The organism is Streptococcus sp. 27098_8_113 (assembly GCF_041432545.1).
GTDB lineage: Bacteria > Bacillota > Bacilli > Lactobacillales > Streptococcaceae > Streptococcus.
Window position 1 is genome coordinate 1 of record NZ_JAPVZU010000009.1, and the last position, 12,427, is coordinate 12,427.

General features: G+C 41.3%; 11 protein-coding genes and 1 pseudogene. 9 read left to right on the top strand and 3 right to left on the bottom strand.

Annotated elements, in window-relative coordinates; all coding sequences use genetic code 11:
* Window positions 1-270: 270 nt before the first annotated feature.
* The 3 genes and pseudogenes from O3644_RS06195 (at window position 271) to ldcB (ending at window position 3,936) form a co-directional block, all read left to right on the top strand.
* Window positions 271-1,401 (top strand): annotated as a pseudogene (locus tag O3644_RS06195) (DUF6574 domain-containing protein).
* A gap of 18 nt (window positions 1,402-1,419) precedes the next feature.
* Window positions 1,420-3,144 carry a hypothetical protein gene (locus O3644_RS06200; RefSeq protein WP_371595311.1) on the top strand — a complete coding sequence of 575 codons (1,725 nt, stop codon included), beginning with the start codon at window positions 1,420-1,422 and terminating at the stop codon, window positions 3,142-3,144.
* Window positions 3,145-3,153: 9 nt separating this feature from the next.
* Window positions 3,154-3,936, top strand: coding sequence for an LD-carboxypeptidase LdcB/DacB (ldcB, locus tag O3644_RS06205; RefSeq protein ID WP_371595312.1), 783 nt, complete (start codon window positions 3,154-3,156; stop codon window positions 3,934-3,936).
* Between the two features lie 199 nt (window positions 3,937-4,135).
* Here the strand turns inward: ldcB and O3644_RS06210 are convergent, their stop codons facing one another.
* Both O3644_RS06210 and O3644_RS06215 read right to left on the bottom strand, forming a co-directional pair.
* Window positions 4,136-4,930, bottom strand: a complete 795-nt coding sequence (locus tag O3644_RS06210) for a peptidylprolyl isomerase (RefSeq protein ID WP_005589251.1) — start codon at window positions 4,928-4,930, stop codon at window positions 4,136-4,138.
* A 55-nt stretch (window positions 4,931-4,985) separates the two neighbouring features.
* Complete coding sequence (locus O3644_RS06215) at window positions 4,986-5,405, bottom strand: NUDIX domain-containing protein (protein ID WP_048763368.1); 420 nt, start codon at window positions 5,403-5,405, stop codon at window positions 4,986-4,988.
* Between the two features lie 541 nt (window positions 5,406-5,946).
* Between O3644_RS06215 and O3644_RS06220 the strand changes: the two genes are divergently transcribed.
* The 3 genes from O3644_RS06220 (at window position 5,947) to O3644_RS06230 (ending at window position 8,996) form a co-directional block, all read left to right on the top strand.
* On the top strand, window positions 5,947-6,054 hold the full coding sequence (locus O3644_RS06220) for a PspC domain-containing protein (RefSeq protein WP_371595313.1): 108 nt from the start codon (window positions 5,947-5,949) through the stop codon (window positions 6,052-6,054).
* Window positions 6,055-6,200: 146 nt separating this feature from the next.
* Window positions 6,201-8,504: a DNA translocase FtsK gene (locus O3644_RS06225; protein WP_048763366.1), complete on the top strand. Its 2,304-nt coding sequence runs from the start codon at window positions 6,201-6,203 to the stop codon at window positions 8,502-8,504.
* A 105-nt stretch (window positions 8,505-8,609) separates the two neighbouring features.
* Complete coding sequence (locus O3644_RS06230; RefSeq protein ID WP_371595314.1) at window positions 8,610-8,996, top strand: VOC family protein; 387 nt, start codon at window positions 8,610-8,612, stop codon at window positions 8,994-8,996.
* A 106-nt stretch (window positions 8,997-9,102) separates the two neighbouring features.
* Here the strand turns inward: O3644_RS06230 and O3644_RS06235 are convergent, their stop codons facing one another.
* A complete protein-coding gene (locus O3644_RS06235) occupies window positions 9,103-9,450 on the bottom strand; it encodes a DUF3397 family protein (protein ID WP_005589256.1) in 348 nt (115 codons plus the stop codon).
* Window positions 9,451-9,599: 149 nt separating this feature from the next.
* Between O3644_RS06235 and rplK the strand changes: the two genes are divergently transcribed.
* From rplK to O3644_RS06250, 3 genes are all read left to right on the top strand, one after another.
* Complete coding sequence (gene rplK / locus O3644_RS06240; RefSeq protein ID WP_001085808.1) at window positions 9,600-10,025, top strand: 50S ribosomal protein L11; 426 nt, start codon at window positions 9,600-9,602, stop codon at window positions 10,023-10,025.
* Window positions 10,026-10,122: 97 nt separating this feature from the next.
* Window positions 10,123-10,812 carry a 50S ribosomal protein L1 gene (gene rplA, locus O3644_RS06245; RefSeq protein ID WP_001085675.1) on the top strand — a complete coding sequence of 230 codons (690 nt, stop codon included), beginning with the start codon at window positions 10,123-10,125 and terminating at the stop codon, window positions 10,810-10,812.
* A 129-nt stretch (window positions 10,813-10,941) separates the two neighbouring features.
* The gene (locus O3644_RS06250; protein ID WP_048763358.1) at window positions 10,942-12,390 is read left to right on the top strand and encodes an APC family permease; all 1,449 of its coding nucleotides are present in this window, start codon (window positions 10,942-10,944) and stop codon (window positions 12,388-12,390) included.
* Window positions 12,391-12,427: the final 37 nt, after the last annotated feature.

Here is a 12,427-nt window from a genome sequence, read left to right on the forward strand (position 1 = left end):
CTAATTCATAAAAGACAACAGCTATATGCTGTTGTTTTTATATTTTATGGGTTCTGATTTTTTGCTTTTCTATAATGTCTCTATAATTTATAAGTTTTCGTAAATTAGATAGTATCCATATAGGATGTGGTCTTTTTACTTTTTGATTAAAGTATTTGCCTTACTTCATATTTTTTGCTATTTATGCGTGCCTATTGCCTTGATTGAATTTTTACTTGATTTTTTGTATACTAATATGAGGATAATCATTTATTGAAGGGAGATTTTTATATGTTAAAGCAAGATTGGCTCGAATATTTTGAAGCTGTGAATGGTCGTTCAGCAACGGATGCAGAAATTGCTCAAGCTTTGCTGGCTGGTGAGTTTGTGGAACCTGAGGTGGTAAGTGCACATCAAGTTGGAAGTGAAACTGGCTCAATCATATCAGACTCTGTTCCAGTACAAGGAGGAGCTTCAAACGGTGAATTTTATGCTCAGCCGCAAAATAGTTTTCAGGAACAGAATGGGCAAGCATTGTTCACTCAGCCAACTGGGCAGCAATATCAAGAGCTTCCTCAGCAACAGCCTAACCAAAATCATTTTGCTAATCAAACATAATCATTTGCTCAACAGGGATATCCTTATCAACAGCCAAATGGTGGGCAACCTAACCAGTTCGTTGGTCAGCCTCAATCTTCTGGTCCGCAAGGCTTCAATCAGCAAGCTTATCAAAACAATCCGCAAGGCCAGTTCAATGCGCAGAATTTCCAGCAAGGACCACAGGCCTACTACAGTCAGCAACAGCCGGCGCAACCAAGTGAATTTTCTAAAACAATGAAAGGTTTCTGGGCTTGGCTTGTTTCTGCTTGGAAGTCGCCAACTTCAGAAGTTGAAAGTAGCAAATTAAATGGCTATCTTTCTCTAGGATTGACTGTTTTCTTTGCGGCTATTGTGGTGAATTATAATTTTTATAATCTTATTCATTCGGTGAGTTTTGGCTTTTATAGTGGTCCGACTTTTGACTTTAGACTTTTCTTAGTCTCACTGATAGCGGCAGCCCTCGTTCTTTTCTCCATTATTTTAGGAGGCTTTGCTGTAAAACGAATGGTTTATAAGGATGGAAGCTTTAGCTTTAATAAGGCATTTGACTGGTATGGCAGACTCTATGCGATTGTCTTACCTTTTGTGGCTCTTTCTGCTTTATTTAGCTTACTTGGGATTATGTCTGTTTCCCTCTTCCTAGCATGGATTGGCTTAGTGTTAATTGGGGTCGGAGCAACCTTTGCTTTGATTTATTCAAAATCCAGCACGTCAATGGATCCTTTTTATAAATATTTACTAGCAATTATTGTCAATGGTGTGATTACATTTATCTTTACTTTCATCGCTTTCTCATTGCTGATGAGTCTTATGATGATGTAAGGTTCTTGGAGGTTATTTATGGTAACGAAAGAAAAGTGGGTTGAGCTTTTTGAGCAAGTGATTGGTAGAAAGCCAACCGCAGATGAGTTTTTAGAAGGAAAACGTTCTGATTTTGATCCCAGAAAGATTATTTCTATTGCGGCTCCAGCAGTACAAAGTAACGATGGTCCAGCTGAAGAGAAGCAAAGCTCGGTGACTCAGGAAGAAAATTTGGGGCAAGAGGATCCTGCCCTAGAGTTTCTCAAAGAAGAATTTGTTGAGGCTTCTCCTAAAGAAGAAAAGAAAGAGATTTCAGAATCGGATCAATACCAAGAGCAACGGGAAAATTGGCTGCAAGCTTTCGAGACGAATATTGGTAGAAAGCCGACTAAAGAGGAATTTTTAGAAGCACGAAATCAAGGTTTTGCTAATTTGCCTATTCGCTCTGAATTATTGGATTCGGAATTACCACAGAAAGCAATAAAAAAAGCAGAAAAAAGAATGTCGAAGAAGAAAGTCATGCTGATTGCTTTTCCTCTTATTCTACTTTCTTTTTTGGTGGCAGCCTTTCTTTATTTAACCTCAGTGACAGGTGTGAAAGTTGTTACGGATGATTTTGCAAAAGCGGTTACTAAAAAGGATTATGATGGAATCGCAAACCTGCTCTCTTCTAACTCAGATAAGTGGACACGTGCAGATGCGAGGGCTTTGGTCGAGCACTTAGAGAGTCAAGAAATCAATATTGAGACCGAGCTGGACAACATTGCTAAGTCAAAGGGAAAATCAGCCTATATTGATGACAATCAGAATAAACTTTTAGGTGTAACTGAAAAAAGCAAGAAATTTGGGATTTTTCAGGAATATCAAATAGTGGCCTATCCAGTAGAGGTGAAGGTTAATACGAACTTAGATAATGCGAGCATCAAAGCAGGAGATAAGAAAAGCCTTCCTTTGAGTAAGAATGCTGAGACGAATATTGGCAAATATCATTTTATCAAGCAGGAATTTACCCTGAAAGGGAAGACGGAAGTTGGAGAGATTGAGAGTAAGATCCAGCTTGATTTAGCCACTGCTAAGAATAATGAAATTAAATTGGATCTTAAGTCTGAAAAGAAACGATTGAAGGTTACTATGCCAGCAGAAGCTTCAAATGCAACAGACCTTAAAATTGTTGTAAATGGCAAGGAAATTGGTAGTAGCTTGGAAACAGATATTCAAGTTGTACCACATCAAGAACTGGAAGTTTATGCTAAGTTTGTTGTTGCTGATAACACTTTTGTAACCAACAAGGAAAGTATTGTTGTCAAAGGAGACACGCTTGATGTTGCTTTATCTTTACCTAAAGAAGTGACAGATAAGATCAAAGAAAAGGACGAAGAAGCTAAAAAGGTAGAAGCTAACAAGGCAAAAATCACCAATTTCCTTAGTGAATATCGCACGGCTGTTTTCAGATCGGTCTCTAATCGTTCTAATTATTATGCTCAATATTATGACACTTCTAGTCCAGCATACAAAGATATGGTTGAGTGGACTACAGGTGGTGGTGTCAAGAAGGCGAAAATTGATTATTACGATCCAGGAGCTTTGGATATCCGTGAAGTGAGAGAGGAGAACGGCTCCTATATTGTGACGACTTATGAGGACTATACAGTTCACTATATTGATAGTACTCCAAATAGTGTCAATCGAAAAAATAAAACTTACTATTTGAAGCCGACCGGAAATTCCTTTGCAATCTACAATATTAAAGTTTCAGAAAGTTAGTGGAATACAATGAAATATAATAAACTTATTTTTCTAGCAATGTCAGTCTTGGTTTTAAGTGCTTGTTCAGCAGCCAAAGACAAGACTGAAAGTAGTACAAACAAGCAGACTAGTAGCTCAAAGGTATCTGTTGAAAAGAAAGAGACTGAAAAAGACCAGGCATCTAGCCAAGATACAAGGAGTGAATCGGATGACACGGAGTCTAAGAAGGAGCAGAAACAGGACGTAACTGTTGATAAAAATGTTTCTTACAACGGAAGCTACTATAGCGTTCAAGGGAAATATGACGAAATAGTCATCGCCAATAAACACTATCCATTATCAGCTGACTACAATCCAGGTGAGAATCCGACTGCTAAAGCAGAACTACTTAAGTTAATCGCAGATATGCAGTCCAAAGGTTATCCTATCAGCAACCAATATAGCGGTTTTCGTAGCTATCAAACTCAGGTCGGCCTTTATCAAAGTTATGTGAATCGAGATGGACAAGCTGCGGCTGATCGTTATTCGGCAAGACCAGGCTACAGCGAGCACCAAACTGGTTTAGCATTTGATTTGATTGATAGTAGCGGCAATCTGGTTGAAGAAGCGGGAGCTAGTCAGTGGCTCTTGGACAATGCCTATAAATATGGTTTTGTAGTACGCTATCCTGTTGGCAAGGAGGATTCTACTGGCTATGTGCCTGAAAGTTGGCATCTACGCTATGTAGGAAAAGAAGCCAAGGAAATTTCCGAATCTGGTCTCACACTGGAAGAGTATTATCATTTTACAGGTGGTAATTATGCCCAGTAAAATCTAATTGCAGACTCAGCGTCTACCTTATTCTCAAAAGTTAGAAGCTACATATCTCACTTTAAAAGTGGAGTTGAGCTGCTGGATGATTAGAAAAATGCATAGTAAAACCAGTCCTCGTTTTTTGGGGACTGGTTTTTTCTTTTGTTGATGCTAAGGCATAACTCACAAGATGAGCAGAGCTCGAGTTGACTTTTTCCTATTCTTTTATAATTTCAATCTTTTCGATTTTAATGTCTGTTTTGGGTTTATCTTTATCGCCAGTTTCTGTGGCAGCGATTTTGTCTACCACATCCATGCCTTCAATGACTTGACCAAAGACGGTATAGCCGCCGTCAAGACTTGGATTTCCACCATTTTTGTAAGCTTCAATAATTTTAGCTGGGAAGGTGTCGGTCGGTAATTGTTTGGATAAGTCTTTCTTGCTTTGGTTGATGAAAAATTGACTGCCGTTGGTGTCTTTTCCAGCATTGGCCATGGCTAGTGCACCGCGCAAGTTGTAGAGGTAAGGAGAATATTCATTCTTGAAGCCATTTCCTGAGTCAATAGACTCATTCTTGCCTTTCCAAATAGATTCGCCACCCGTGCCATCTCCTTTAGGATCGCCGGTCTGAATCATGAAATCATTGATAACGCGATGGAAAATTACACCGTTATAATAGCCTTCCTTTGCATGTGTTAGAAAATTTTCGACAGCTAAAGGAGCGTATTTAGGAAACAGCTTGAGGCGAATGTCTCCTTGTGTTGTGATAATCTTGACTTCAGCCTCATCTTCGGCAACTTCTGTAGATAGTTGTGGGAAGTTGGCATTTTCATTGGTCATGGCATCCTTGTATTGTTCACGGAGTTTTTGAGCTTCAGCTGCCTCAGAGCTGGTATCGGTAGCAGAAGACTGCTTAGGAGCACTGGAGGACTTGGTGGTAGAATCTTCTTTAGTGGAGCAGCCTGTCAGAGCAAGTGCAGATAAAAGACTAAAAAGAATGATTTTTTTCATAAATAACCTTTCTATGAATAAGTTTATGAACTATTGCTATTTTACTATAAGTGCTTTAGTTTTTCAAACTTTCCTGCGTCAGAAATTCCAAGAGCAGGGATTTGAGGCTTTCTGGGCGCAGATTGTGGTTGTAAAGTTCTTGCAAGCTGACCCATTCGGGCTGGTAAATGTTTTGGAGACTACTGCGCTCGAGCTCTTCGCCTTGCATGAGGGGAGTCTCAGACGTACTTAGACTGGTGTAGAAATAATACTCCTCTTTTCCCTGATTGTTAAAGGAAAAAGCTGTGTGCAGCTGGTCAGCAGAAAAGCTAAGATTGACTTCTTCTTTCATTTCCCGTAAGGCAGCTTCTAAAGGCCCTTCTCCAAGTTCGATAGTCCCACCGGGAATTACCAAATACTCTTGCCCATTCTTCCAGCGATGAATGAGCAAAATCTTGTCCAAGAAAGGATTGTAGACAATCACACCTGCTCGCATACTATTCTCCTTTCCGCTGTTTTCTTCTAAATAGTCTAGCAAAAATAGCTAGAGATTACCAATCTGAGCTATAGAAACTTTTTCTTGAAATTTCTGCTTACTGGAAAAATATATATGTTAAGATGAACGTTATACATCAGAAATGGAGCACTTGTGCCTATAAATTTTAAGGAAGCTATATTGTTCATCTGCTTTTATAACAGCTTTTTTAGTAGAAACATTGGTCAAAGAACTGGTCCTTCGTTCATCATAAGCGTTGACAAAATATTAGGGCGTATCCTTGTCAGTGGAAAGCTATTTGGGAGCTTGGGGAACAAACTTTGTAATGGCGGTCCCCCTCAACTTCCTCTTGGTTGGACCGTTCTCGCCTTTTATACTAGGGCGTATCCAGAAACCTTTCCCGAATTAAGAAAAAGTTGAAGATTTTGAGGGCGATAGTGAAATTCCAACAATTATTTGAGGAAAAATTATGGTAAAATAAGATAAAAATCATTGGTTTCGTTTGATAAAAATTTATCGTTGATTTGAAGGGAGTTTAATTATGGCAAGACGTTTAACAAAAAGTGCTGATGATAAAATCATTGCGGGAGTTTGCTCCGGCTTGGCTCAGTATTTTAATATAGATCCGGTTATTATCCGTGTTATCTAGGGAGTTTCCTTTTTTGCTTATGGTATTGGACTTCTTCCCTACCTCATTTTCTGGGTAATTTTGCCAGAAGAATAAGGCAGAAACTAGTTGCAAAAGGCAGCTAGTTTTCTCTTTAGAAGATCTTAAAATATGGTATAATGAAAGTTATGGCAAATAAGAAAAATACAAAAAACAGTCGGACTACGAGACGGCCGACAAAAGCGGAATTAGAAAGACAAAAAGCGATTCGACGGATGATAGTCACCTTTGTTTTGGCTATCGCTTTGTTGTTTGCTGCTTTGAAGCTGGGGGCTTTTGGAGTTACCATTTATAACTTAATTCGGGTTCTGGTAGGGAGTCTGGCTTATGTGGCGATTCTAGCTGCCTTGTTTTATCTCTTTTTCTTTAAGTGGCTGCACAAACATGAGGGGAAGATTTCAGGCTTCATCAGCTTTTTCTTAGGACTCAGCTTAATTTTTCAAGCCTATTTTGTTCATGTTTTGCATTTGAAAGGACAGGTTTTATCTACAACGCTTACGCGAGTCTTGACAGATTTGTTGGCCTTTAAAGTGTCCTCATTTGCTGGCGGTGGGCTGATTGGGGCGGCTCTTTATGCTCCGATTTCTTTTCTCTTTTCAAATATAGGCTCCTATTTCATTGGCCTGCTCCTGATTTTGCTGGGGGCTCTGCTCATGAGTCCATGGTCGCTTTATGATCTTGCTGAGAAATTCAGCGTGGCTTTCCAAAACTGGAGAGAAAAAGAGGAAGAAAAACGTCAGCTTCGTTTTCTTGAGCAGGAGGAGAAAGCTGCACAGGCAGCTATGCAAGCTATTGAGGTAGAGCAGGCAGAAACTGAAGTGGATCCTGAAACGGGGGAGATTTTAGATGGTGAGGACTTGTCTTACTCGCCTATGGACTTTGATGAGGCGGACTATGCTGAATCGGGAGAGTATGATCCTCATGAGCCCCTGAACTTTGACCGCGAAGAGGAAATAGAAGAAGCAGAGGCAGATATAGATGTAGAAGTGGATTTTACAGCTAAAGAAAATCTAGACTATAAACTACCGACTATCAATCTCTTTGCGCCTGACAAGCCTAAGAATCAGTCCAAAGAAAAGCGGATTGTCCGAGAGAATATCAAAATTTTGGAAGAAACCTTTGCTAGCTTTGGGATTAAGGTTACTGTCGAGCGAGCTGAAATCGGACCTTCCGTCACTAAGTACGAGGTCAAGCCAGCTGTTGGTGTTCGGGTCAATCGGATTTCCAATCTGGCTGATGACTTGGCTCTTGCCCTAGCTGCCAAGGATGTACGGATTGAGGCACCAATTCCTGGGAAATCCCTAGTCGGGATTGAGGTACCTAACTCTGAAATTGCGACCGTGACTTTCCGAGAACTTTGGGAACAGTCGAAGACAGATGCCAGCAAGCTCCTAGAAATCCCACTTGGGAAGGCTGTCAACGGCTCTGTCCGCTCCTTTGACTTAGCTAAGATGCCTCATCTCTTGGTGGCGGGCTCTACTGGATCTGGTAAATCTGTGGCTGTCAACGGCATTATCGCCAGCATTCTCATGAAGGCCAGACCGGATGAAGTCAAGTTTATGATGGTGGATCCTAAGATGGTGGAGCTATCTGTTTATAATGACATTCCCCACTTGCTTATCCCCGTTGTGACCAACCCTCGCAAGGCTAGTCGTGCATTGCAGAAGGTCGTGGATGAGATGGAAAACCGCTATGAACTCTTTTCCAAGGTCGGTGCTCGTAATATTGCTGGTTATAATGCTAAGGTCGCTGAGTACAATGCCCAATCGGAGTACAAGCAGGTTCCCCTGCCTTTAATCGTCGTCATCGTGGACGAGCTGGCTGACCTCATGATGGTGGCCAGCAAGGAAGTGGAAGACGCTATTATACGTCTGGGACAAAAAGCGCGTGCGGCTGGGATCCACATGATTCTGGCTACCCAGCGGCCATCTGTGGATGTTATCTCCGGTCTGATTAAGGCCAATGTACCCTCTCGGATTGCCTTTGCTGTGTCCAGCGGGACAGACAGTCGGACCATTCTGGATGAGAATGGGGCGGAAAAGCTCTTGGGTCGAGGAGACATGCTCTTTAAGCCGATTGATGAAAACCACCCAGTTCGTCTGCAGGGCTCCTTTATCTCGGATGAAGATGTGGAGCGCATCGTAGCCTTTGTCAAGAATCAAGCTGAAGCTGACTATGACGATAGCTTTGATCCTGGTGAAATATCTGAAAGTGATATGGAGTCTGGCGGTGGCGACGATGAAGGTGATCCGCTCTTTGAAGAAGCCAAGGCCTTGGTTATCGAGACTCAGAAAGCCAGCGCTTCGATGATCCAGCGGCGACTCTCGGTCGGTTTTAACCGGGCTACTCGTCTCATGGAAGAACTGGAAGCGGCAGGCGTTATTGGACCAGCCGAAGGAACCAAGCCAAGAAAAGTTTTACAGACGAATTAAACATTTTCCTGAGCAGTTGGTTAACAAGAATAATATCTTGTAATACAAATCTGCCAGCTGTTAGCCGGCAGATTTTCTCTACTGAAGAATGAAAGGAAAAAAGCTATGAAACTAGATAGCATTCACCATATTGCGATTATTGGTCATGATTATGACAAGACTAAGGATTTTTATGTGGAAAAGCTGGGCTTTGACATGCTGGATGAGCACCATCGACCCGACAAGCAGGACATTCTCTTTAATGTCCGCAAAGGAAATCTGACGCTGGAAATTTTCATCAAGGAAGAAGCTCCCAAGCGGCCAGCCCTGCCTGCTCCAGAGCATACTGGATTGCGTCATCTGGCTTTCCGAGTGACAGATGTCGAAGAAATGCTAGAGGAATTTGACCGATTGGAGATTCCCCATACCGAGCTGCGCTATGATGACTTTGACGGCCGTAAGATGGCTTTCTTCTTTGATCCGGATGGTCTGCCTTTAGAGATTCATGAATAAAACTAGGAGAATCGGAGGGCTTTGTTTCTCAACAGAAGAATGACTCATAAGATGCGCGTATGAAAAGCCCATCGGTCAGTACAGACCGATGGGTTGTGTTTTACATTTATAAAAAGAGAGCGATGACCATGGCTAGATACATAAAGAAGGTCAAGATAAAACCAGCCCGCCAGAAGAATTTAAAGAACTTGGGATAGTAGAAAGTCCGTTTTTTCCTAAGAAAATAAGCTGTGATGGCGATAGCTAGGCCAGACAATACTAATAATAGGTGGGGTAAAAGACTGTGATAGAAGGCCTTGTCTGAAATGATATACAACTCTATAGCAAAAAAAGGGAAAGCCAAATCTGCAAAATTCAAGCCAAATTTTCTTAGCCTGAAGACCTTCACCGCGATAATCGATAAGATAAGTGTTAAAAAGATAAATAATACAGAAGCAATTTTTAATAATACCATGTAACTATTTTACCATAAAAATGAGAAAATATAAGAATTTTTCTTGCATTTTGAAAAGATTAGTGTATAATAGAAAAGTATGCAAAAAGCATACTTGTGGGAGGTAAAAATCTCTAATTACCGCCAAAACCACAAAGGAGGATTTAAAAATGGCTAAAAAAGTCGAAAAACTTGTAAAATTGCAAATCCCTGCTGGTAAAGCTACTCCAGCTCCACCGGTTGGACCTGCTCTTGGTCAAGCTGGTATCAACATCATGGGATTCACAAAAGAGTTCAACGCTCGTACAGCTGACCAAGCTGGTATGATCATTCCAGTTGTTATCTCAGTATACGAAGACAAATCATTTACTTTCGTTACAAAGACACCACCAGCTGCTGTTCTTTTGAAAAAAGCTGCAGGTGTTGAAAAAGGATCAGGTACACCTAACAAAACGAAAGTTGCTACAGTTACTCGTGCACAAGTACAAGAAATTGCAGAAACTAAGATGCCAGATTTGAACGCAGCAAACATTGAGTCTGCAATGCGTATGATCGAAGGTACTGCTCGTTCTATGGGATTCACTGTTGTTGACTAATCAATAACACCCCCAATATAACCCGCAAGACTTCATCATTTCGAGGAGTGACGTGGGAGATGAAAATCGATTGAACCACTTACAAGGAGAATAGAAAATGGCTAAAAAAAGCAAACAACTTCGTGCTGCTCTTGAGAAAATCGACAGCACAAAAGCATACAGTGTAGAAGAAGCTGTAGCACTTGCAAAAGAAACTAACTTTGCAAAATTTGACGCAACTGTAGAAGTTGCTTATAACCTGAATATCGACGTTAAAAAAGCTGACCAACAAATCCGTGGCGCAATGGTATTGCCAAACGGTACTGGTAAAACTTCACGCGTTCTTGTTTTCGCACGTGGTGCTAAAGCTGAAGAAGCAAAAGCTGCAGGTGCAGACTTTGTTGGTGAAGATGACCTTGTTGCGAAAATTAACGACGGTTGGTTGGACTTTGATGTAGTTATCGCTACACCTGACATGATGGCTCTTGTTGGACGTCTTGGACGTGTCCTTGGACCACGTAACTTGATGCCAAACCCTAAAACTGGTACTGTAACGATGGATGTTGCTAAAGCAGTTGAAGAGTCTAAAGGTGGTAAGATCACTTACCGTGCTGACCGTGCAGGTAACGTTCAAGCAATCATCGGTAAAGTATCATTTGAAGCTGAAAAATTGGTTGAAAACTTCAAAGCATTCAACGAAACAATCCAAAAAGCAAAACCAGCTACAGCTAAAGGAACTTACGTAACAAACTTGACAATCACAACTACTCAAGGTGTTGGTATCAAGGTTGACGTGAACTCACTTTAAGAATTGAATTTGAGCTACCTACGGGTAGCTCTTTTTTTGGACAAAATATGCTGAAGACGGTTACAAAAAATGTAAAAACATGGTATAATTTTATGGAGCTATTTATTTTATATTCAAAGGAGATGAATGATGAAAAAAGATCAGAACCAGCTGACTTGGCTGATGGTGTCCCTAATTGCCTTTAATATGGTTTGGGGTCTGGGAAATGTGGTCAACAACTATTCCCAACAAGGGATTTCGGTCGTTGTTTCTTGGATTCTTATCCTGGCCATTTACTTTATTCCCTATGCCCTCATCGTGGGGCAGCTAGGCTCGACCTTCAAGGAGAGCGGAGGTGGTGTCAGCGACTGGGTGGAGAAGACCTCTACCAAGCGCTTGGCTTATTTTGCGGCTTGGACTTACTGGGTGGTGCATATTCCCTACTTGGCACAAAAGCCACAGGGAGTTTTGATTCCTTTAGGATGGGCTATCCAAGGAAATGGCGATTTTTTGAGCAGTCTTGATATTCACTGGATTGTTATTCTTAGTTTGCTGATTTTCGGTGCCTTTCTCTACTTGTCTACTAAGGGTCTATCCACACTCAAGGTCATTGGTGGTCTAGCTGGAAGTGCCATGCTGATTATGTCCTTCCTCTTTGTACTCTTGGCGGTTGGCGCGCCTTTTATCAAGCCGGACATGCAGTTTGCAACGGCTAATATGGACAAGCTCAGCACTTACATTCCTAATTTTGATTTTTCATACTTTACGACTATCTCACTTTTGGTCTTTGCGGTAGGTGGGGCTGAGAAAATTTCGCCTTACGTTAACCAAACTCGCAATCCAGCCAAGGAATTTCCAAAAGGGATGATCATCATGGCTATCATGGTTGGTGCCTCTGCTATCCTAGGATCTCTGGCTATGGGTATGCTCTTTGACGGTAGTAATATTCCTGGAGATTTGATGCGTAACGGTGCTTATCAAGCCTTCCAAATGCTGGGTAACTACTGGGGTGTAGGCAATGTACTAGTAGTCATCTATGCCCTGACCAATATGGTTGGACAGATTGCGGCCTTGGCTTTCTCTATTGACGCGCCTCTACAAATCTTGCTCAATAATGCAGACGAAGAATTTGTTCCAAGCTGGCTACGCAAGCGGACATCAAAAGGTGTACTGATTAACGGTTATATCCTGACAGGGATTTTGGTAAGCTTCTTGATTGTCCTACCAATCTTTGGAATCAAGGAAATTGACGGTCTGGTTAAATGGATGACCAATCTTAACTCTATTGTTATGCCGATGCGTTATCTTTGGGTATTCGTGGCTTATATGTTGCTCAATAAAGCTTGGAGAAAATACAAGGATGCGGAATACAAACTTACGAAAAATCCAAAATTTGGCTTTATCATCGGAGCTTGGTGCTTCCTTTTCACAGCTTTTGCTTGTATTTTAGGTATGGTTCCGAAAGTAGACTATGCAGTTGATCCAGCTGGTTGGCGCTTCTCTCTGATGACAAATATCTTGACACCGATTGTCTTGATTAGTTTAGGTGTCATCTTACCTCTCTTGGCTAAACGGGAGAAGAGACAGTCACTTAAATAGTGGTGACAAACGCCTCTATCGCTAAATTGATAAATTT

Excerpts from the sequence above, each read along its gene's own strand:
- O3644_RS06215 (WP_048763368.1), bottom strand. The coding sequence starts at position 5,405 with ATGCGAGCAGGTGTGATTGTCTACAATCCTTTCTTGGACAAGATTTTG.
- O3644_RS06225 (WP_048763366.1), top strand. The coding sequence starts at position 6,201 with ATGGCAAATAAGAAAAATACAAAAAACAGTCGGACTACGAGACGGCCG.
- O3644_RS06220 (WP_371595313.1), top strand. The coding sequence starts at position 5,947 with ATGGCAAGACGTTTAACAAAAAGTGCTGATGATAAAATCATTGCGGGA.
- O3644_RS06235 (WP_005589256.1), bottom strand. The coding sequence starts at position 9,450 with ATGGTATTATTAAAAATTGCTTCTGTATTATTTATCTTTTTAACACTT.
- ldcB (WP_371595312.1), top strand. The coding sequence starts at position 3,154 with ATGAAATATAATAAACTTATTTTTCTAGCAATGTCAGTCTTGGTTTTA.
- O3644_RS06250 (WP_048763358.1), top strand. The coding sequence starts at position 10,942 with ATGAAAAAAGATCAGAACCAGCTGACTTGGCTGATGGTGTCCCTAATT.
- O3644_RS06230 (WP_371595314.1), top strand. The coding sequence starts at position 8,610 with ATGAAACTAGATAGCATTCACCATATTGCGATTATTGGTCATGATTAT.
- O3644_RS06210 (WP_005589251.1), bottom strand. The coding sequence starts at position 4,930 with ATGAAAAAAATCATTCTTTTTAGTCTTTTATCTGCACTTGCTCTGACA.
- rplK (WP_001085808.1), top strand. The coding sequence starts at position 9,600 with ATGGCTAAAAAAGTCGAAAAACTTGTAAAATTGCAAATCCCTGCTGGT.
- O3644_RS06200 (WP_371595311.1), top strand. The coding sequence starts at position 1,420 with ATGGTAACGAAAGAAAAGTGGGTTGAGCTTTTTGAGCAAGTGATTGGT.
- rplA (WP_001085675.1), top strand. The coding sequence starts at position 10,123 with ATGGCTAAAAAAAGCAAACAACTTCGTGCTGCTCTTGAGAAAATCGAC.